Source organism: Pseudomonas sp. GYB4201 (assembly GCF_056312595.1).
The window spans coordinates 220,771-240,611 of the sequence record NZ_JBWGIG010000006.1 but is presented as its reverse complement, the minus strand read 5'-3'; the positions used below and the strand labels follow the sequence as shown (position 1 = coordinate 240,611).

At 66.1% G+C, this 19,841-nt stretch carries 20 protein-coding genes; 8 read left to right on the top strand and 12 right to left on the bottom strand.

Features of this window, described 5'->3' with window-relative positions:
* Positions 1 to 41 precede the first annotated feature (41 nt).
* Both AC0Z2B_RS08260 and AC0Z2B_RS08255 read right to left on the bottom strand, forming a co-directional pair.
* Positions 42 to 935: a LysR family transcriptional regulator gene (locus AC0Z2B_RS08260; RefSeq protein ID WP_476295875.1), complete on the bottom strand. Its 894-nt coding sequence runs from the start codon at positions 933 to 935 to the stop codon at positions 42 to 44.
* 93 nt (positions 936 to 1,028) lie between these two features.
* The gene (locus tag AC0Z2B_RS08255; RefSeq protein ID WP_416425304.1) at positions 1,029 to 1,247 is read right to left on the bottom strand and encodes a hypothetical protein; all 219 of its coding nucleotides are present in this window, start codon (positions 1,245 to 1,247) and stop codon (positions 1,029 to 1,031) included.
* Positions 1,248 to 1,422: 175 nt separating this feature from the next.
* Here AC0Z2B_RS08255 and AC0Z2B_RS08250 point away from each other — a divergent pair, with 175 nt between their 5' ends.
* Positions 1,423 to 1,977, top strand: coding sequence for an NAD(P)H-dependent oxidoreductase (locus AC0Z2B_RS08250; protein WP_473003194.1), 555 nt, complete (start codon positions 1,423 to 1,425; stop codon positions 1,975 to 1,977).
* Positions 1,978 to 2,085: 108 nt separating this feature from the next.
* Here the strand turns inward: AC0Z2B_RS08250 and phnX are convergent, their stop codons facing one another.
* Entirely contained in the window at positions 2,086 to 2,913 is an 828-nt protein-coding gene (gene phnX / locus AC0Z2B_RS08245) for a phosphonoacetaldehyde hydrolase (protein WP_476295874.1), read from the bottom strand.
* A gap of 40 nt (positions 2,914 to 2,953) precedes the next feature.
* A complete protein-coding gene (locus AC0Z2B_RS08240) occupies positions 2,954 to 4,063 on the bottom strand; it encodes a 2-aminoethylphosphonate--pyruvate transaminase (RefSeq protein ID WP_476295873.1) in 1,110 nt (369 codons plus the stop codon).
* Between the two features lie 107 nt (positions 4,064 to 4,170).
* Between AC0Z2B_RS08240 and AC0Z2B_RS08235 the strand changes: the two genes are divergently transcribed.
* Positions 4,171 to 5,028, top strand: a complete 858-nt coding sequence (locus AC0Z2B_RS08235; protein WP_476295872.1) for a LysR substrate-binding domain-containing protein — start codon at positions 4,171 to 4,173, stop codon at positions 5,026 to 5,028.
* Positions 5,029 to 5,102: 74 nt separating this feature from the next.
* Here the strand turns inward: AC0Z2B_RS08235 and AC0Z2B_RS08230 are convergent, their stop codons facing one another.
* Positions 5,103 to 5,972 (bottom strand): LysR substrate-binding domain-containing protein, encoded by an 870-nt coding sequence (locus tag AC0Z2B_RS08230; RefSeq protein ID WP_476295871.1) that lies wholly within the window; start codon positions 5,970 to 5,972, stop codon positions 5,103 to 5,105.
* A gap of 243 nt (positions 5,973 to 6,215) precedes the next feature.
* Here AC0Z2B_RS08230 and AC0Z2B_RS08225 point away from each other — a divergent pair, with 243 nt between their 5' ends.
* Together AC0Z2B_RS08225 and AC0Z2B_RS08220 are read left to right on the top strand one after the other, a co-directional pair.
* Positions 6,216 to 7,529 (top strand): MFS transporter, encoded by a 1,314-nt coding sequence (locus AC0Z2B_RS08225; protein ID WP_476295870.1) that lies wholly within the window; start codon positions 6,216 to 6,218, stop codon positions 7,527 to 7,529.
* A 140-nt stretch (positions 7,530 to 7,669) separates the two neighbouring features.
* A complete protein-coding gene (locus tag AC0Z2B_RS08220; RefSeq protein WP_027978204.1) occupies positions 7,670 to 8,377 on the top strand; it encodes a YebC/PmpR family DNA-binding transcriptional regulator in 708 nt (235 codons plus the stop codon).
* A gap of 135 nt (positions 8,378 to 8,512) precedes the next feature.
* On the opposite strand, the gene AC0Z2B_RS08215 is transcribed toward AC0Z2B_RS08220, so the two are convergent.
* Positions 8,513 to 9,796 (bottom strand): leucine-rich repeat-containing protein kinase family protein, encoded by a 1,284-nt coding sequence (locus AC0Z2B_RS08215; RefSeq protein WP_476295869.1) that lies wholly within the window; start codon positions 9,794 to 9,796, stop codon positions 8,513 to 8,515.
* Between the two features lie 89 nt (positions 9,797 to 9,885).
* On the opposite strand from AC0Z2B_RS08215, the gene AC0Z2B_RS08210 reads away from it, so the two are divergent.
* Positions 9,886 to 11,757: an AMP-binding protein gene (locus AC0Z2B_RS08210; protein WP_476295868.1), complete on the top strand. Its 1,872-nt coding sequence runs from the start codon at positions 9,886 to 9,888 to the stop codon at positions 11,755 to 11,757.
* On the opposite strand, the gene AC0Z2B_RS08205 is transcribed toward AC0Z2B_RS08210, so the two are convergent.
* From AC0Z2B_RS08205 to AC0Z2B_RS08185, 5 genes are all read right to left on the bottom strand, one after another.
* The gene (locus AC0Z2B_RS08205) at positions 11,743 to 12,222 is read right to left on the bottom strand and encodes a P-loop nucleotide/nucleoside kinase family protein (protein ID WP_476295867.1); all 480 of its coding nucleotides are present in this window, start codon (positions 12,220 to 12,222) and stop codon (positions 11,743 to 11,745) included. The two genes, AC0Z2B_RS08210 and AC0Z2B_RS08205, sit on opposite strands and share 15 nt — an antisense overlap.
* Positions 12,223 to 12,337: 115 nt before the next feature.
* The gene (gene zapE, locus AC0Z2B_RS08200) at positions 12,338 to 13,438 is read right to left on the bottom strand and encodes a cell division protein ZapE (RefSeq protein WP_476295866.1); all 1,101 of its coding nucleotides are present in this window, start codon (positions 13,436 to 13,438) and stop codon (positions 12,338 to 12,340) included.
* 157 nt (positions 13,439 to 13,595) lie between these two features.
* Positions 13,596 to 14,222, bottom strand: a complete 627-nt coding sequence (locus tag AC0Z2B_RS08195) for a hypothetical protein (protein WP_476295865.1) — start codon at positions 14,220 to 14,222, stop codon at positions 13,596 to 13,598.
* Positions 14,209 to 14,643, bottom strand: coding sequence for a hypothetical protein (locus AC0Z2B_RS08190; RefSeq protein ID WP_476295864.1), 435 nt, complete (start codon positions 14,641 to 14,643; stop codon positions 14,209 to 14,211). The genes AC0Z2B_RS08195 and AC0Z2B_RS08190 overlap by 14 nt, the downstream gene beginning before the upstream one ends.
* 51 nt (positions 14,644 to 14,694) lie before the next feature.
* A complete protein-coding gene (locus tag AC0Z2B_RS08185) occupies positions 14,695 to 15,900 on the bottom strand; it encodes an MFS transporter (protein ID WP_476295863.1) in 1,206 nt (401 codons plus the stop codon).
* Between the two features lie 109 nt (positions 15,901 to 16,009).
* Between AC0Z2B_RS08185 and AC0Z2B_RS08180 the strand changes: the two genes are divergently transcribed.
* Positions 16,010 to 16,450 (top strand): winged helix-turn-helix transcriptional regulator, encoded by a 441-nt coding sequence (locus tag AC0Z2B_RS08180; RefSeq protein ID WP_476295862.1) that lies wholly within the window; start codon positions 16,010 to 16,012, stop codon positions 16,448 to 16,450.
* Here the strand turns inward: AC0Z2B_RS08180 and AC0Z2B_RS08175 are convergent.
* Positions 16,447 to 18,477 (bottom strand): methyl-accepting chemotaxis protein, encoded by a 2,031-nt coding sequence (locus AC0Z2B_RS08175; RefSeq protein WP_476295861.1) that lies wholly within the window; start codon positions 18,475 to 18,477, stop codon positions 16,447 to 16,449. The genes AC0Z2B_RS08180 and AC0Z2B_RS08175 overlap by 4 nt on opposite strands.
* 346 nt (positions 18,478 to 18,823) lie before the next feature.
* On the opposite strand from AC0Z2B_RS08175, the gene AC0Z2B_RS08170 reads away from it, so the two are divergent.
* Both AC0Z2B_RS08170 and AC0Z2B_RS08165 read left to right on the top strand, forming a co-directional pair.
* Positions 18,824 to 19,309 (top strand): spore coat protein U domain-containing protein, encoded by a 486-nt coding sequence (locus AC0Z2B_RS08170; RefSeq protein ID WP_473006883.1) that lies wholly within the window; start codon positions 18,824 to 18,826, stop codon positions 19,307 to 19,309.
* Complete coding sequence (locus tag AC0Z2B_RS08165; protein WP_476295860.1) at positions 19,303 to 19,830, top strand: Csu type fimbrial protein; 528 nt, start codon at positions 19,303 to 19,305, stop codon at positions 19,828 to 19,830. Before AC0Z2B_RS08170 ends, AC0Z2B_RS08165 begins: the two co-directional genes overlap by 7 nt.
* The last annotated feature ends 11 nt before the right edge of the window (positions 19,831 to 19,841 follow it).

Here is a 19,841-nt window from a genome sequence, read left to right as displayed (position 1 = left end):
CTACGAGGACTGCCGTCCCGTAGCAGCGGCCGCAGGCCGCGTCATGTGTTCAACATCCCCTGGGCTTTTTGCGTGACGATTTCCAGCAACGCCCTCAACGCCGCACTCGGCTCGCTGCCCTTGAGTGTCAGCGCGTACAAGGTCACCGGCACCGCCGGCGAGATCGGGCACACGTCCAGCCCGGCCTCGCGGGCCCCTGCCGCGGTGAACGGGTCCACCACCGCCAGGCCTTCGCCGGCCTCGACCATGCTGCGCATCATCGAGTAGTTCTGCACCCGGGTCTGCACCTTGGGCGCCGGGCGCAGGGCTTCGAGCTTGGCGTCCAGCCTGAGGCTGAGCGGGTCCTGGCCTTCGAGGCCGATCATGGCCTGGCCGGCCAGCTCCTGGATGCCGATGTACTTGTGCTTGGGCGACAGCCAGCCATGGGGCGCCAGCAATTGCAGCTTGCCTTCGAGCAGCGCCGTGCAGTCGATGTCGGGATGGTGCGGCGGGTGCAGGCTCAGGCCCAGTTCACCTTCGCGCAGCAACAGGCTGCGGACGATGCTGGTGGTGGGCTGGCTGAGCAGTTGGCAGGGCGTGTCCTGGAAGCGCCGGCGCAGGGCGGCCAGGCTCTGCGGCAGCAGGCGGTGGGCCAGGGCTTCGGTGCAGATCACCCGCAGGGGCATTTCCTGGTGCAGGCGCAGGTCGGCGGCCTGGCGGCGCAGCTGTTCCAGCGGCGCGTCCAGCAGGTCGAGGGTGGCGGCCAGGGCCAGGGCTTCGGCGGTGGGCTGGAAACGCCCGCGCACGCGCGCGAACAGCAACAGGCCGCTCTGGGTCTCGGCGTCCTGCAGCGTGGCGTTGAGGGTGTCCTGGGGAAGTTGCAGCAACTCGGCGGCAGCGCTGAGGCTGCCACCGTGCATGAGCGCCTGAATCACTTCAATGTGGCGTAGTCGCATGAGTGCAATCCGTGCCCGGTGAGGGGAGCCGGCCGGCTCGATGGGGCATTATGCCGGGCGTTGCGCGACCACTGCCAGCGGCGCGGGAAGGGCTCACGGGATACGGATGATCTCGACGCCGCTCTGGACCAGTTCGAAACGGTCGTCACCCAGGTGGTTGACGCGGTCGCCAATGGCCAGACGATAAGTGGTTCTAGGGGCCGAGCCGCTGCTGCCGTCCGCCTCCAAGGTGGCTTCCTGGAATTCATGCACCGGGTAGATCCGACCTTCGGCATCCCGCGCATGAAACTGTCCAACGAGTACTGCAGCCATTGAATTACAACCTCTGAATATATCCACGTGTGAAACTTGCGCCCTGTAGACCACTGTTTTACCTGGGAAGTTTTACCGTTGATGAAAAAAAACCGGCTTCCGGGACGGCGCGAGGCAAACCACGCCAGGCTCATCTATACCTACACCTCCTTTTGCCGGAAATGTTGGAGCAGTCATGAGCAAGGTGTACTCCGTCGCCGTCCTGGTCGGCAGCTTGAGAAAAGCATCCCTCAACCGCAAGGTCGCCCAGGCCTTGATCGCCCTGGCACCACCGAGCCTATCATTGAAGATCATCGAAATTGGCGACTTGCCGCTTTATAACGAAGACATCGATGGTACACCACCGGCGGCCTATACGGCCTTTCGCAATGCGCTCGGTTCGTCGGATGCCGTGTTGTTCGTCACCCCTGAATACAACCGTTCGGTGCCGGCGCCGTTGAAAAATGCCATTGACGTAGGCTCAAGGCCGTATGGCAAGAGTTCCTGGGCAGGCAAGCCGGGTGCGGTGATCAGCGTATCGCCGGGGGCCATTGGCGGCTTTGGCGCCAACCATCACCTGCGCCAGTCCCTGGTGTTCCTGGATGTGCCGTGCATGCAGCAACCCGAGGCGTACGTGGGCAATGCGGGGGCGTTGTTCGATGACAGCGGGGCGCTGGCGGAGAAGAGCAAGCCGTTCCTGCAGGGCTTCATCGATGCGTATGCGAAGTGGGTGGAGCGGTATCACGCCTGACCTGTAGCCGCTGCCGCCAGGCTGCGCCGGCCCTGGACCACACCGAGGACCTACAACGTACGTCAGGGCCAGCGCAGCCTGGCGGCAGCGGCTACAAGGCGTGCAGGATTACGCGCTTTGCGGCATCTCGCCGGCGGCGAGGCGGCGGTTGATGTCGGCGATCACGTCCGGCAGCTCGTTGATGGTGTCGATCAGGTAGTGCGGGCGCGAGCCTTCGAACAGCGCGTGGATGCGCTTGCGCTCGCTGTCCAGCGTGGCTGGCGCCAGTGCCTTGTAGCCTTCGTAGGTCAGGCCCAGGGCGTTGCCCGAGCACACCAGCGCCACGGTCCACATGCCGGCGCGACGGCCTTCGAGAATGCCCGGCACGGTGTCGTCGACCTTGACGCAGGCGGCGACGTCGTCGATGCCCAGGGCAATGACGTTGGCCAGGGCCTGGGACGGCCATGGGCGGCCATTGGGGACTTCGTCGGTGGCCACCACGTGGTCGGCGACGTAGCCGTTCTGCTTGGCCAGTTCCACCACCTTCGCCATCACCACGGCCGGGTAGCCGGAGCACGAGCCGATCTTCAGGCCGTCGTTGCGCAGCGCGGTGATGGTGTCCAGCGCGCCGGGGATCAGCGCCGAGTGAGTGGCGATCTTTTCGATCTGCAGCGGCATGAAGCGGTTGTAGATGGCGGTCACGTCGTCGTCGGTCGGGGCGCGGCCGAACACCTTGGCGTAGCGCTCGCTGATGGCCGGCACGTTGCACAGGGTGCGGATGTGGTCCCACTTGCCCATGCCCATGGGGCCGCGGGCTTCCTCGATGGACACTTGCACGTCGAACTCGCCGAAGGCCTCGACGAAGATCTGGGTAGGGGCGAACGAGCCGAAGTCGACCACGGTGCCGGCCCAGTCGAGGATCACGGCCTGGGTTTTGCTGGGGTTGCTGTAGTTCATGGGTACGTCCTGATCAATGCTTCAAATAGAGGGAGAGAGGTCAGATATCCAGCACTTCCATTTCGCGCAGCACCTGGGCCACGGCGTCCACGGCGGCCTGCATGCCGCTGCGGTCCACGCAGCCGATGCAGCCGACGCGGAAGGTTTCGACCTGGGTCAGCTTGCCCGGGTAGAGGATGAAACCCTTGGCCTTGACGCGCTCGTAGAACTCCTTGAACTGGTAACGCGGGTCTTGCGGGGCGTGGAAGGTAACGATGATCGGCGCCTGGATGGCCGCCGGCAGGAAGCTGCGCAGGCCAATGGCGGCCATGCCGTCCAGGAGCGCCTGGCAGTTGTCGGCGTAGCGGGCGTGGCGCGCGGCCAGGCCGCCTTCTTCGTTGTATTGCAGCAGGGCTTCGTGCAGCGCCGCGACCACGTGGGTGGGCGGGGTGAAGCGCCATTGGCCGGTCTTGGCCATGTACTGATACTGGTCGTGGAGGTCCATGGCCAGCGAGTGGCAGTTGCCCTCGGCCTGGGCCAGCGCGGCCTTGTTGGCGAACACGAAGCCCATGCCCGGCACGCCTTCCAGGCACTTGCCGGAGGCGGCGATCAGGGCGTCGAACGGCACCTTGGCGGCGTCGATCGGCAACGCGCCGAAGCTGCTCATGGCGTCGATGATCAGGCGCTTGCCGTGGCCGGCCACGACTTGAGCGATCTCCGGCAGCGGGTTGAGGATGCCGGTGCTGGTCTCGCAGTGGATCAGCGCCACGTGGCTGATGCTGGGGTCTTCGCCCAGCAGGCGGTCGACGTCAGCGGCGGTGGTGGGCTCGTCCTCGGCGGTCTCGAAGGTGCTGAAGGCGCGGCCTAGTACCTTGCAGATCTTGGCCAGGCGTTGGCCGTAGGCGCCGTTGATCAGCACCAGTACCTTGCCGTCGCGCGGTACCAGGGTGCCGATGGCGGCTTCCACGGCGAAGGTGCCGCTGCCCTGCAGGGGTACGCAGTGGTGGCTGGCGGCGCCGTTGATGATGGTCAGCAGTTGTTCGCAGACGCTGGCGGTGAGCTGGTTGAAGCTGGCGTCCCAGGAGCCCCAATCCATCATCATTGCCTGACGGGTGCGGGCCGAAGTGGTCAGTGGACCAGGGGTAAGCAGGATCGGGGCAGTGGTGCTCATGGTGTTCCTCGCAAGCGGTGGGCTGAACTTACGGCGCCTAAGTTGCAATTCCATGAAGCATCAATCAAATTGTTTGTTGTTATCCCAACTATAAGTCAGGCCGATTAATGAACCTTTTCCAGCTGCGCGCCTTCGACGCCGTGGCCCGCGAGGGCAGCTTCACCCGCGCCGCCGAGCGCCTGTTCATCAGCCAGCCGGCGGTCACCGGGCACATCAAGGCGCTGGAGGAGCACTACCAGCTGACGCTGTTGCGGCGCACCGCCCGACGAGTGGAACTGACCGAGGAGGGCACCAAGCTGGCGGCCATCACCCGCGCCATGTTCAGCCTCGCCGAGGAGGCCCAGGCGATGCTGGAGGCCAACCGCCAGTTGCTCACCGGGCGCCTGGAAGTGGCCGCCGATGGCCCGCACCGGGTGATGCCGATGCTGGCCAGCCTGCGCGAGCGGTACCCCGGCATCACCGTCAACCTGCGCCTGGGCAATGCCCAGGAAACCCTGGCGGCGCTGACCGCCGAGCACGCCGACGTGGCGGTGATGACCGAAGTGGAGCCGCGCAAGGGCCTGCACCTGCAGGCGTTGAGCCCGTCGCAGATCTGCGCGCTGGTGCCGGCGGGGCATGAGTGGGCCGGGCAGGCCATCGACCTTACGCAGTTGCACGAGCAGATCATGGTGCTGCGCGAGCCCCATTCCATCACCCGCCGCACCTTTGACCAGGCGTGCGCCGAGGTTGGGGTGGCGCCGCGGGTGCTGCTGGAGCTCGACAGCCGCGAGGCGGTGACCGAGGCGGTGGCGGCGCAGCTGGGGGTTGGCATTGTCTCGTCGGTGGAGGTCAGCCACGACCCGCGGGTGGTGGCGGTGCCGGTGCGCGGCGAGGGGCTGGTCAACCGGCACATGATCGGCTGCCTGGAACGCCGGCGCGAACTGCGGCTGATTCGCGCGTTCCTGGACCTGGCCCCACCCCCGTAGCAGCGGCCCCAGGCCGCGTCCCTGGCACCGTGATGGCGCAGGACGCAGCCTTCGGCAGCTGCTACGAAAGCGGGTTAAAGGCTCTCGCGCATGATGTCCAGGAAGGTCGCTACTACTCGGCGGTTGCTTTGCTCCTTCAGGCACACCAGGTTCTCGGTCAGGCGCCGGGTGCAGTCCAGGATCGGCAGCACGCACACCCGCGAGTCGGCACCAAACTCGGCGGCCGACACCACGCCCACGCCAATCCCCGCCACCACCGCTTCGCGCGCCGCCTCCCGGCCTTCCACCTGGATGGCCGCGCGCACCCGCAGGCCACGGCCGTGCATCTCCGCCTCCAGGGTCTGGCGGGTGACCGAGCGGGTTTCGCGCAGCACCATCGGCGTGTCGTCGAGGTCGGCCAGGTGAATGGCCTGGCGCCCGGCCCAGGGATGGCTGTGTGCCACGAACGCCACCATGGGCGCATCGCGCAGGGGAATGACCAGCAGGCGTTCGTCGTCCACGTCGCGGCCCAGCAGCGCCAGGTCGGCCTGGTAGCTGAACAGGCGGGTGAGGGCGTCGTCGGTGTTGCCGGTCTCGACCTTGACGCTGATGCCGGGGTAGCGCTGGCAGAACCGTGCGATCTGCGGCAGCACGTGCACCGGCGCATCCACCGCCAGCACCAGGCTGCCGGTCTGTAGCGCCTGGGAGGCCTGCAGCAGCTCCTGGGCCTCGTTCTCGCAGGCGAACAGGCGCTGGGTAATGCCCAGCAGGCGTTCGCCCAGGTCGGTGAGGCGCACCGAGCGCTTGTTGCGGTGGAACAGCAGTACGCCGAAGCGCTCCTCCAGCTTGCGCACCTGGTCGGAGATGGCCGGCTGGGTCAAAAACAGCCGCTCGGCGGCCCGGGTGAAGCTGCCGTGGACGGCCACGGCATGGAACGCCTTGAGTTGTGCGTTGGAGACGGCCATGGTGTGCGCCTTACAAGCTGGGCTTATGTGTGAAATACGATAAATCGATTTCCCTTATGGTTAAGGAATTGTTTCCATCATGTCCAGCCCGATTGTCCGACGCAGAAATCGCAACGGGCCGGGGGCGCCCACGCGCCTCCTCTGACCAGGTGCGGGCCCGCCCCTGAAGTGCGCAACACAATAAGAACGAAGGCAATTTTTCTTCAATTCTGCCGGCACACTCATCCCCGAGGTCAGACTCACATGACTCAGCACATCGCAACCATCAAGCGTTGGCGCATGCAGATTTTCGCCATCACCTGGTTGGCCTACGCCGCTTTCTACTTCACCCGCAAGGCCTTCTCGGTGGCCAAGCTCGGCATCGCCGACGACCCCACTTTCCACCTCGACAAGATGGCCATGGCCAACCTCGACGGTATCTACCTGGCGGCCTACGCCGTAGGCCAGTTCACCTGGGGTATGCTCGCCGACCGCTTCGGGCCACGGGTGGTGGTGCTCGGTGGCTTGTTGATTTCCGCCGCCGCGGCCCTGGTGATGGGCACCTGGGCGACCTTCCCGGTGTTCGCCAGCTGCATGCTGGTGCAGGGCCTGGCGCAGTCCACCGGCTGGTCGGGGCTGTGCAAGAACATCGGCAGTTTCTTCCCGGCCCGCGAGCGCGGCCAGGTGCTGGGCTGGTGGAGCTCGTGCTACGCCTTCGGCGGCCTGGTGGCTTCGCCGTTCGCCGGCTGGTGGGCCTATGACGTGTTCGGCAACTGGGAGGCGGCGTTCATCAGCTGCGCCGTGGTGGTCGCCGGGGTCGCGCTGCTGTTCTTCATCTTCCAGCGCAACAAGCCCGAAGACGTCGGCCTGCCGGCGGTGGAACCGGAGCCCGAGCGCCAGGCCGCTGCCCACGTCAGCAGCGTCTGGGCGCCGTTGCGCGAGGTGCTGCGCAACCGCACCGTGCTGATCCTGGGCCTTGCGTATTTCATGCTCAAGCCGGCGCGCTACGCGATTCTGCTGTGGGGCCCGGTGATCGTCTTCGAGCAGATGCCGTCGGTGGGCAAGGTCGGTGCGGCCATCGTGCCGACGGCCTTCGAGCTGGCCGGGCTGCTGGGGCCGATCATGATCGGCCTGGCCTCGGACAAGCTGTTCGGCGCGCGGCGCATGCCCGCCTGCGTGCTCAGCCTGCTGGCGCTGACCGTGACTCTGGCGCTGTTCATGGGCGCCATGCACACCGGCAGCGTGCTGCTGGTGGTGAGCCTGCTGTTCGTGATGGGCCTGACCCTGTACGGCCCCGACTCGATGATCAGCGGCGCCGCCGCCATCGACTTCGGCACCGCCAAAGCCGGCGCCACCGCCGCCGGTTTCGTCAACGGCTGCGGCTCGGTGGGCGCGGTGCTGGGCGGGCTGTTGCCCGGCTACTTCGACACGGTGACGGTGTTTATCGTCTTTGCCGGCTGCGCGCTGTTCGCCGCCGCGGTGCTGGTGCCGCACTGGAACAGCCGCCCGGCGGCGCTCAGCCAGGAGCCCCTGGCCAGCGCGCCGACGCCGCTGGCGGCCAAGGCCCTGCGCACCTGAAGGTTCAAGCGCGGTGACGTTGCCCGGTCAGGTCTCGGCAGACTGACCGGGATTTTTTGTCGATTGCCGGTTTAAGGGCGTATAAACTGGCGCCATGCGCTGATCGATACCGGTATCGGCGCCAGAGAAAGAGAGTTGAAATGGGCGCACAGTGGAAAGCTAAACACAGAGAAGCAGCAGCCAACGCCAAAGGGCGTATCTTCGGCAAGCTGTCCAAGGAAATTTCGATTGCCGCGCGGGCCGGTACCGACCCCGACACCAACGCGCGCCTGCGCCTGGTCATCGAGCAGGCGAAGAAAGCCTCCATGACCCGCGAGACCCTGGAACGTGCCATCAAGAAAGGCGCGGGCATTGGCGGCGAAGCGGTCAACTACACCCTGGTCAAATACGAAGGCTTCGCCCCGCACCAGGTGCCGGTGATCGTCGAGTGCCTGACCGACAACGTCAACCGCACTGTCTCGCAGATCCGCGTGCTGTTCCGCAAGGGCACCCTGGGCGCCGAAGGCTCGGTGTCGTGGGACTTCAACCACGTGGGCATGATCGAAGCCACCCCGGCCAGCGCCGACGCTGACCCGGAAATGGCCGCCATCGAAGCCGGCGCGCAGGACTTCGAAGCGGGCGAGGAAGAGGGTTCGACCCTGTTCGTCACCGACTTCGCCGACCTGGACGCCGTGTGCAAGGCCCTGCCGGAGCAAGGCTTCAACGTGGTCTCGGCGAAAATCGGCTACATGCCGAAGAACCCGGTGTCGGGCCTGAGCGACGAGCACATGGCCGAAGTCGAGGCGTTCCTGGAAGCCATCGACGAGAACGACGACGTGCAGAACGTGTACGTGGGCCTGGCCGGCTAAACCTGCCGCAACCCCGCCGCAACTGCGCACCTGTAGCCGCTGCCGAAGGCTGCGCTGGCCCTTGTCCACGCTGGAGATCTCCAGCGTACTCAGCGGCCAGTGCAGCCTGCGGCAGCGGCTACGCGTTGGTGGTGGTTACGCCAATGCCGTGGTGACGGCGTTGAAGTCCGGGCGTGCCAGCACGTCGGGCTGCACGCACGCCTGCTGCAACGCCACCCAGCGCTGGTCCACTCCTTCGCAGCGCTCGATCAACTCCCCCAGCCAGATCCCGAACGCCCGCACCTCGATGCGTTGCAGCGTCGCGGCCAGCTGGCTGCCGTCCTGCGGGTAGAACGAGGCGGCGCCAAAATCCCCCAGCAAACAGTCGCCCTCGGCGTTGTACAGGGTGTTGTGCCCGTACAGGTCGCCGTGGTTGATGCCGTGCCGGTGCAGGTGCGCCGCCACCGAGGCCATGCCGCGGGCCATGGCCAGCAAGGTTTGCGGGGTGAACCGCGTGCCCTCGGGGTACACGTCGCGGCTGCAGGTGTCCAGGCTGGGCAGCGCGGCCAGGTTGATGAACGCCGGGCCGATCAGGTCCATCACCAGGCCGGCCACGCCTTCGGGGTGGCCCTTGAGTTTGCCTTCGATACGAATCAGGTTGGGGTGCAGGCCGGCGGCAATGCAGGCGTTCATCTCGTTCAGCGGCGTGCCGTCGCTGGTGATGTCGCCCTTGTACAGCTTGACCGCCACTGGCGTGTCGCCCCATTGGGCCTGGTGGATGATGCCCGAGGCGCCTTCGCCCAGTTTCTGTTCCAGCTGCAGTTGTTGCCAGGCGATGTCGGCGGTGATGCCGTCCTCGTCGTGGGGCGTGGTGAACGCGGCGCTCATGGGGTTGCCGGCCCAGGCCAGCCAGGCCAGGCTCGGCAGGCTGTGCAGCCAGTCGGGCAGGGCGGCCAGGCGGTTGGCGGACAGGCGCAGCAGCTCCAGCTTGTGCAGCTTGGCCATGCTCGCCGGGAGCTGGCTCAGGCGGTTGCCGGCCAGCATGAATTTCTGCATCAAGTGGCAGTCGCCGATCTCGTCCGGCAGCGCCTCGATGCAGTTGTCGGTCAGGATCAGCCAGCGCAGCTTGGGTCCTAATGCGGCAACGGGGACGTTTGCGATGCGGTTGGATCTGAAGCCGACCATGCTCAGGGCTGGACACCGCCCAATGCAGGCCGGCAGCTCAGTAAACTGGTTGTTGGAGCAGAACAGGATTTTCAACCGAGTCAGCCGGTGCAGGTCGTCGGGCAGGCTGCTCAGGGCGTTGCCCGTAAGGTCGAGCACCTCAAGCGTATCGGCCAGTTCGAAGATCTCGCGGGGGAACTCGGTCAGGCCACAGGCCAGGTTCAGGCGGGTGCTGCCGGCCAGTTTGCCGGCTTTCAGAAGGGCAAGGGTATCCATAGGGCTCGTCTTGGAAAATTCGCGATGCCCATCATAGCGGCCATACTCAGCTTTCGCCCGTCCCATAACAACAATCCAGGACAGGATTCATGAACTATCAGCATGCCTATCGACAGTCGCTCGCCGACCCTGCCGCCTTTTGGGCCGCGCAGGCCCGCCGAGTGGCCTGGTTCCGAGCCCCCACGCATACCCTGCGCGAACGCCCCGACGGCACCCATGAATGGTTTGCCGACGGCCGCCTCAACACCAGCTACCTGGCCCTGGACTACCAGGTGGAGCAGGGCCGTGGCGAGCAGACCGCGCTGGCCTATGACTCGCCGGTGTCCGGCAGCCAGCAGCGTTTCAGCTTCCGCCAGCTGCGCGACGAGGTGGCGCAACTGGCCGGCTGGATGCGCAGCCTGGGGGTAGGCAAGGGCGACACGGTGATCCTGTACCTGCCGATGATTCCCCAGGCCGCGATCGCCATGCTGGCCTGCGCACGCCTGGGCGCGGTGCACTCGGTGGTGTTCGGCGGCTTCGCTGCCAACGAGCTGGCGGTGCGCATCGACGACGCCCGGCCGGTGCTGATTCTCACCGCCAGCTGCGGCCTGGAGTTCGACCGCGTGGTGCCCTACAAGCCGCTGCTGGACAAGGCCCTGGAACTGGCCCGGCACCAACCCGTGCGCGTGGCGCTGTGGCAGCGCCCGCAACTGGCGGCCAGCCTGGTGCCGGGGCGCGACCTGGACTGGCAACGCGAGGTGCAGGACGCCCAACCGGTGGGGCCGGTGGAGCTGGCCAGCGGCGACCCGCTGTACATCATGTACACCTCCGGCACCACGGGCCGGCCCAAGGGCATCGTCCGCGACAACGGCGGCCACGCGGTGGCCATGCGTTTCGCCCTGGAGCAGGTCTACGGCCTGCAGGCGGGAGACGTGTGGTGGGGCATCTCCGACGTCGGCTGGGTGGTGGGCCATTCGCTGATTGTCTACGGGCCGCTGATGGCCGGCTGCACCAGCGTGATGTACGAGGGCAAGCCGATCCGCACCCCGGATGCCGGCAGCTACTGGCGCATCATCGAGCAGTACCGGGTGAATGCGCTGTTCTGTGCGCCCACGGCCATGCGCGCGATCCGCAAGGAAGACCCGCACGGCCTGCTGCTGGCCCGCCATGACCTGAGCTCGTTGCGCTGCCTGTACCTGGCCGGCGAAAAGCTCGACTCCAGCACCCACGCGTGGCTGGAAGCCATCACCGGCAAGCCGGTGCACGACCATTGGTGGCAGACCGAGACCGGCTGGCCGGTGACCGCACCCTGCGCACGGTTGGACGGCTCCGGCGCCCGCGCGGGTTCCAGCAACCGCGCGGTACCGGGCTATGCGGTGCGGGTGATGGACGAAGCAGGCCGCGAGTGCGGGCCGGGTCAGCAGGGCGACATCGTCATCGCCCTGCCGTTGCCGCCCGGGTGCTGCCAGACCCTGTGGCGCGACCACGAACGCTACCTGCAAGCGTACCTGCGCGCCTATCCCGGGCACTATCACACCGGCGACGGCGGCTACCTGGACGAGGACGGTTTCGTCTACATCATGGGCCGCACCGATGACGTCATCAACGTGGCCGGGCACCGCCTGTCGACCGGCGAGATGGAAGACCTGGTGGCGGCGCACCCGGCGGTGGCCGAGTGCGCGGTGTTCGGCGTGCACGACGACATCAAGGGCCAGGTGCCCATGGCCCTGGTGGTGCTCAAGGACGGTGTCGACGCCAGCGGCCTGCAGGAAGCGCTGGTGGCCCAGGTGCGCGAGCACATCGGCGCGCTGGCCTGCCTGCGCCGAGTGCAGGTGGTCAAGCGGCTGCCCAAGACCCGGTCGGGCAAGATTTTGCGCGCGGTGTTGCGCAAAATCGCCGACGGCGAGGTGTTCGCGCCACCGCCGACCCTTGACGACCCGTTGATCCTGGAGGAGATCGCGGCGGTGCTAGGCCGTGGTTGACGCCACGTTGAAGTCTTCGTCGGCCGCGGGGGCGCTGAAGTAGCGGCTGATCAGCTCGAACTGCGCGTCGCTGGCGGCGAACGCGTGCTCGCCGCTGGCGTTGCGTGCGCGCAGGCGCGCCTTGCACACCTCGTCGGGCACCTGCAGCACATGCAGCAGGTGCTCGGCGCCGCTGCGCTCGAACAGGCCGCGCATCCACAGGCGGTTGGCCGGGGTGTTGGCGGGGAAGTCGAGCACCACGTTAACGCCCAATCGCAGCAGGGACTCGACGTGGGGGCCGACGGCGTCGCGCAGCAGAGCGGCGCAGCGCACGTAGTCGCTGACGTCGTGCAGCTGGTCCTTGTACAGCCGGGCCAGCCACACGTCTTCGCTTAGGCGCACGGTGTTGGGCGCCTCGGTGAGGCGCGTGGCCAGGGTGGATTTGCCGGAAGCGATCTTGCCGCAGAGCAGGTGCAGGGTGGCCATGGGTTTTTCCTTCAACCCGTAGCCGCTGCCGAAGGCTGCGCTGGCCCTGTGCCCCGCTGAAGATCTCCACGGTTCACACCGGCCAGCGCAGCCTGACGGCAGCGGCTACAAGACGTTATTGGAGATGGTGTTCCTGAAGCTGGCCGAGCCGGCTGCGTGTGCGGGCCAGGTCAATGGCCTGGCCGGCGAGGCTTTCCGCCAGCGGCCGCTCGCTGATCAGCATCAGGCGCTTGTCCTGATCGTACAGCACGTCGATCAGGTTGATGAAGCGTTGTTGCACGGCAATCGAACACTCGTCCAGCAGTGGCAGGTGGTCGATGATCCAGGTGTCGAAGCGCCCGCTCAGGTCCAGGTAGTCCATCACTGCGGTGGGCTGCTCGCAGATGTCATCGAAGGTGAAGTGAATGGTCCGCTCATGGCTCATGCGCGCCCGCAATTGGCGCTTGCCCACCGCCAGGGGGAAGGGCGGCAGGTCGGCGGCCGGCAGCTTCAGCGCCTGGCGCTGGGCCACAGTGCCCGGCCACACGTAGTGCCCCAGGGTGAATTGCTGCTCGCTGGCGGCGCTGGGCAGGGCGCGGTAGTCCTGGGCGCCGCCCACTTCCATGACCTGCATCTGCGCGTTGATCAGGCGGATCACCGGCAGGAAGCGTTCGTGGTACAGCGGGTTGGGCAGCAGGCCCTCGGGCGGGTAGTTGGACGTCACCATCAGGAAGATGCCGCGCGCATCCAGCGCCTTGAACAGGCGGGTCAGCAGCATGGCGTCGCCGATGTCGTGCACGTGGAACTCGTCGAAACACAGCACCCGGCAGTCGCTGAGCAACTCGTCCAGGGTGGTTTCCAGGGCATTGGCCTGCTCGCGGTTGCGGAACATGCCTTCGTGCAGCCGGGCGAAGAAATCATGGAAATGCAGGCGGCGTTTATGGGCCATCGGCAACGCCTGGTAGAAACCATCCAGCAGCCAACTCTTGCCGCGCCCCACGGCGCCGTACAGGTACAGGCTGCGCGGCTGCGCCACGTCTTCCTGCAACAGCGGCTCCACGCGCTCGGCCATGCTGTCGATAACCTGCTGCTGGCCGTGGCTCAGGGTATAACCCTGCTGCTGGGCCTTGTGCTGGAAGTACTCGGTAATCTGCGCCCCGCGCCCCAGGTGGCGGCGACCCAGGGCGTTGCCCAGGCGGGACTTGAACCAGGATTTCTTTGGCGGTAACGCGGCCAAGGGGCTTTCCTCATACTGGACAGGAGGCCCACGGTGGGCCGTGGCGGGTATTTAAGCAAAAGCGGCGGGGTGGGGGCCAGCGCGGTGGGTGAAGGGGTGGGCGATAGTCGGACTGTGGTCGATTTCAAAGTCGGCCAGCTACGCCCTGCGATACGAGTCAGGACGGGAGCAGGTGATAGCCAATGTTGGGCAATGGATTGGACGAGTTGCCGATGTGCCAGATGTACACGAAGGAAACTTGTTGTTTTGTCTCATCTGCGGGGCGCTTGAGGGTGTCAGTTGAGAGCAGGAAAAAATCCCCGGCTATCTGCTGAGCTTGATTTCCGCCCCCGAGGTTCCCATCGGTCCGCTGTAGTACGTCGTTCAGTCGATCGAACCGTTGCGTTGAAACTATGCCCGCCAGTATCGAAACACAAAATCCACTGTTGAACAGAAGCATTTTCTTCCAATCCTCCACCAACAGGTTAACGCTTGCACTGGTACTTTTAAGTTCAATGGCAAAATCCACGGGGCAGTTTGCTGGGCCGATGGTGAGGTCCATCCGTTGCCTGCTGTTGGGGTAACAGGTTTCTTTAGTGGAGACGAACGAGGTTGATAACAGGTCGACCAATACTTCGCGCAGTGCGTGGCGGATGACGAATTCGTCAATGGCACGATCTACTTCAGCCCCTGCATCGAAATACAGAGCCATTATCTTGATCGTCAGTCGGGTCGCCACTGTCTCCCAGTTCAGTTCCAGCTTGGCGGTCAAAGGGGGCATGTGTATAGGGTCAGAGTTCATCATGGTAACCCCTGGCCAACAGCTCAGGGGCTAGCCCGCAAAGCTCCCCGGCGGCCCACCATGACAAACGATGATTACGACCGGCCATGCCCGGATAGAAGTAAACTTGCCTGATCGTGTACTTGTCCAGGAAGTTCACGGTGCCGTGGGGGTAGTGTTCAAGCCACAGTAGGGGGGCTTGCAGGTTCAGTGTTGAAACAAGCAATTCACGAATGTCCATCACCCCCTGGGAGATGGACCTGCCGTAATTATCACTGCGCTCGCTGCACACCACACAGGCCACGCCATCGGATTTGCGCAGCACAACCAGCACGTCACAGATACATGGAAACTGTGGGTAACGGCTCTTGAATTCAAAGCCTTTGCATTCCTTGCACCATTCCACATCGTCGAATGATTGTTCAATTGTTTCGAAGGTGTTCACGTCGATATCCTGTCTCGGTGGGTGCAAGAAGGTTATCGGTGATGGAGGGGTTTACCTATCCCGACGTGGTCTGAAATATGTGTAGGAATATTTTCCAAGGCCTGGCACCTGTAGCAGCCACCAGGCCAGCGCCAGCACGGCCACTCCTGCGCCCAGCGCGCACACCGCCGGCCACCCCCACTGCGCATACACCTGGGTGGCCGCCAGCGCCCCCAGCGCGCTGCCCACCGAATAGAAACACATGTACGCGCCGATCAGTTGGCTTTGCCCCTGTGATGGCTCCGCCAACAGCAGGCTCTGGTTGGTGACGTGCACCGCCTGCACGGCGAAGTCCAGCATCAGCACGCCCAGCAGCAACGCCCAGAGGCTGGATGGCGCCCAGGCGATCGGCAGCCAGGCGCCGGCCAGCAGCGCCAGGGCCCAGCCGCTGGTGCGGCGGGCCAGGCCGGCGTCGGCCCAGCGCCCGGCGCGGGCCGCACCCAGGGCGCCGACGATGCCGGCCAGGCCGAACAGGCCGACCTGGGTGTGGTTGAGTGACCACGGCGGGGCGCTGAGGGGCAGGACCATGCTCGACCAGAGGATGCTGAAGTCGGCGAACACCAGCATCGCCAGCACCCCGCGCTGGCGCAGCAGGCGGTGGTGCAGGAACAGCCGGGCCATGGTGCGCAGCAATTGCCCATAGGGCTGCCGTGTGGCCACGGCCGCCGGCCTGGGCATGGCCTTGCCCAGCAGCAGCGCCATGCCCAGCATCAGCCCGGCGAAGCCGGCGAACGCCAGGCGCCAGCCACCCACGTCGGCGACTGCACCCGACAGCAGGCGGGCCAGCAGGATACCGACGACGATGCCGCTGGTGACCGTGCCAATCACCTGGCCCCGTTGCGCCGGGTTGGCCAGGCTGGCGGCGTAGGCCACCACCACTTGCACCACCACGGCCATCAGGCCCACCCCCAGCATGGCCGCCAGCAGCAACCACCACTGGCCCGCCTGCGCACCCAGCACCAGCGCCGCACAGGAAAGCAGCAGTTGGCCGATGATCATGCGCCGGCGGTCCAGGCGCTCGGCCAGCGGCACGATCAACAGCAGCCCGGCGCCGTAGCCGCATTGGGTGAGGGTGACCAGCAACCCCAGGTCCCCAGGCGCCACGCCCAGGCTTGCGCCGATCGAGCGTAGCAGCGGCTGGATGAAGTACACGGTGGCGACCGCGAGGCCGGCAGTCAGCGCCAGCAGCCAGGTGAGGCGCGGTGAGAGGTGAGTCATGGCAGGGCTGTCCTGTCGGGCAGTGAGGTTTCAAAAAGAAACCAGATTTTGCGTTTGTAGCAACTCTGGTTTTAATATGCAACCACATCTGCCCGACCGGTATCCCGCCATGACCTCACCCAGCGCCCTGCAGCAAGCCCAATGCCCCGTGTTTCGCAGCCTGGAGACAGTCGGCGAGCGCTGGTCGCTGTTGATTGTGCGCGATGCCTTCGACGGCCTGCGACGCTTCGGCGAGTTCCAGCGAAGCCTGGGCCTGGCGAAGAACATCCTCGCCGCGCGGCTCAAGGCCTTGGTGGAGGCGGGGGTGTTCGACCTGCGCCCGGCGTCGGACGGCAGTGCCTACAAGGAATACGTGCTGACGGCCCAGGGGCGGGCGCTGTTTCCCGTGGTGGTGGCGCTGCGCCAGTGGGGCGAGCAGCACCTGTATCAGGCGGGCGAAGCCCATTCCCTGCTGCTGCACGCCGGGCAGCCGCTGGCGCCCCTGCAGGTGCGTTCGCAGCAGGGGCGGGTGGTGGGGCCGGAAGACTGCGTGCGCACGCCGGCGGTTTAACGCCCGTCCAGGTGCGTGAGGCCGGTCAGGGTATCGGCGATCTTCTTGGTCCGCTGGGAGGTGCCCTCGGTCATCCGGCTTGAATTCTCCAGGTCGCCCAGCAGCTCGCGCAGGGTGCCCACGGCTGTCGACTGCTCCTCGATCTGCAACGCCACGTTCTGGATTTCCCCGGCCAGGGCGTCGATGTCCACGCCGATCTCGCCGGCGTTCTTGCGGGTGATTTCCGCCAGCTTGCGCACCTCATCCGCCACCACCGCGAAGCCACGCCCGGTCTCGCCGGCACGCGCGGCTTCAATGGCGGCGTTCAGGGCCAGCAGGTTGGTCTGCCCGGCGATCTGCTGGATGACCTGGACGATGGACTGGATGCGCAGGCTCGACTGCGCCAGGTCACGGGCGCTGCCCACCACCTGGTCGGCGTGGCTGGACAGCCCGGCCACGGTGTTGCCGGCCTGGGCGGTGACGCTGTTCTGCTGGTTAATGGTGCCGGTCAGTTCGTCCATGGACAGGTGCAGTTCGCCGGAGTAGTGCTGCAGCTGCCGGGCGATTTCTTCCTGTTGGTGGGTGGCCTGGGACAGCACCATGCCCAGGTCGGCGAGGCCGTCGAACACCGGCAGCACGCTGGCATCCAGGCCGTGGGTGTCGAGGCTGCTGGTGAATTGCTGGTGCTTGAAGGCGTCGATCTGCTTGACCACCACGCGGTTCAAACCCGCCAGCTTCTGGATCTGCCGGCGCAGGAAGAAGGCCTTGAACTCGCCGTAGTGGCTGGCGAAATTGTCGATATAGTCGTCGCTGAACGGGGCGCCGTTGGCCACCTTGAAAAAGAAGATCGCGGTCAGCGTCTGGTTGAGGTTCAGCCCCAGGATCTCGCCGAAGGTGGAAAAGCCGGCCACCGGCACGTCGCCGAACACCCCGGTCATCTCGCCCAGTTTGCCGGCGTTGTTGGCCCGGCGCAGGATGCAGTCGTTGAGCAGGCCCACCAGCGGCTGGCCGCCCTTGCCCTGCAGGAAACGCTGGAAGTCGCGCTGGGTAGAGTCGCGCAGCGAGGTGCGCTTGACCATCACCAGCTCTTCGCCGGGGGCCACGTCGCAGAACAGGTGCACGGTTTCGCGGGCGTAGTCGATGCGGGCGATGGAGCGCACGAACAGTTCCTCGCCCACGCGAATGGCGAAGGAGTATTCGGCCAGGTATTTTTCCAACTGGTTGGGCGCGCACTTGAACGCGTCGCACAGGGCCGCGACCATGGTCTTGATGTTGCCGGCGGCGTCGAACACCTGATGGATGTAGCGCTCCTCCAGCGACGCGGTGAGCACGCTGAACGACAGCTTCGTGGGCTCGAAATTCTGGCTCTTGAACACGCCGAAGCGCACCTGTGGCGCGCACTTGAGGAAGACGATCTGCGCGTGGTTCTGGTAGCTGCGCTGGCCGTCGTGCAGCAGGGTGGCCTTGAAGTCGTCCTTGCCGCCCGCCGAACCGCCGACGAACAGGCAGGGGAAGCGCCCGGACTCGTACAGCGCCTCCATGAAGAACGATTCCGAGGCCGACAGGCCATCGAACAGCACGTAGGCGAGGGTGTCGCGGTTGTCGATCGGCAGGCTGACCCGCGTGCGCTTGAGGGTGGCGGCCAGGCTGGCGATGCGCTCGCGCATGGGCAGGCGTTTGCCGCCGGCGCGGATGTCTTCGGACAGCAGCGGCACGCTGACCAGCTCGGCGCTGGCGATGACGCTGGCGTCGAACAGTTGCAGCACGATGCGGTCCCACTGGCCCTGGGCGTTGCAGTACAGCGCGTCACTGGCGCTGCACAGCTCGCCGGCGGTGGTGCACAGGCTCAGGGTGGCCTGGGGGAAGCGCTGGCGCAGTTGCCGGGCCACAGCGTCGAGGTCCAGGTGCGGCGAGATGAAACCGGCGATGAACGTGGGCGCCAGCTTCACGCCTTGCAGCGTGCTGCCTAGCGCGTTGAAGGTGCACAGCACGCTGGCGGTCCCGGGGGCGTTCGATGTGGCCTGGCGGAGAAAGCGGAAAGGGTTCATCGGGTTCGGGACCTTTGGGCGGCAGAATGTGGTTGAAATGCCTGATCATTGCATCGACCTGTTGCGCCAGGACTTGACCGGATCAGTACCAAGGTATGACAGCTGGTAGCTGAAACGTTTTACCCGGTGCATCAAGACGACGATTGCCGCTGGCGCGTCACGCATCAACCTTGACAAGAAAGGCTGGAAACCCGCTGCTGGCGCGCGCCAGGCAAGGCTTGTGCGTGTATCAATACGCTGACCGAAGTGGCAACTTCTGCCTCGAATGCTAGCCTCCAGTTCACGGATGCGCCTCGCAAGGAGTGAGGGTGTGAAGGGAATAGCGATCGCCGCGCTGTCGAGCCTGATGCTCGGCGGCCCGGCACTGGCCACGGAGCTGCAGGTCGAGGTGCGCGTGAATGTGCAGCGCGGCTGCGTGCTGCTGGGCCAGGTGCGCGACGCCGGCCCGCAACACCTGGGGCTGCTGGATTTCGGCAGCGCCGCGCGCCTGGATGACCCCGCCGGCCCACTGTCGGCGCAACTGCCCCGCACCCGCCTGCCGCGCCTGGAATGCAACCCCGACACCGCCTATCAGGTGCAGGTCGACGGCGGCCAGCATGGGGGCGTCGGCGACGTGCGTTACCTGGCCAGCGCCGCTGGCAACGCCATTCCCTACCGCCTCTACAGCGACCCGGCGCGCCGCGTGCCTTTTGCTGTCGACCAGCCGCTGAGCGGCCGCGTGCCGGCCACCGGCACCATCGAACTGCCGCTGTACGCCCGCATCGAACCGCTGGCCCAGGTGCCGCGCGCCGGGCAATACAGCGACCTATTAAAGGTGACCGTGACATGGTAGGGCACTGGCTGGCCGCCGTGCTCGCGCTGCCGTGGACCGGCCATGCGGTGGCCGCGGTCAATGGCGTCAGCGGGCAGATCCAGGCACGCCTGGTGATCACCGCCGGCTGCGAGGTGCAAAGCGCCGGCAGCACCCTGGCCACCGGCTCGCTGGGCGCCTTGGATTTCGGCGACCAGGGGCCCACCTGGAACGCGCCCATCGGCGCCAACGTCGCCAACGGCGGCAGCACCCTGCAGGTGGCCTGCAACCCGACGGTCACCGGCTTCAGCGTCACCATCGATGGCGGCGCCAACGGCGACGGCACCACCCGGCGCCTGAGCAACGGTAGCCGCACCATCCCATACCAGCTGTACCAGAACGCCGCCGGCACCGAGCGCTACAGCATCGGCGAGCAGAAGACCTTCGCCGTCAGCAGTGGCGGCCAAATCCCCATCCCGATCTTCGGCGCCGTGGTGGCCAACACCCGCGCGCTGCCGGCGGGCATCTACCGCGACACCCTGCGGGTGACCCTGAACTGGTAACACAAGCACTG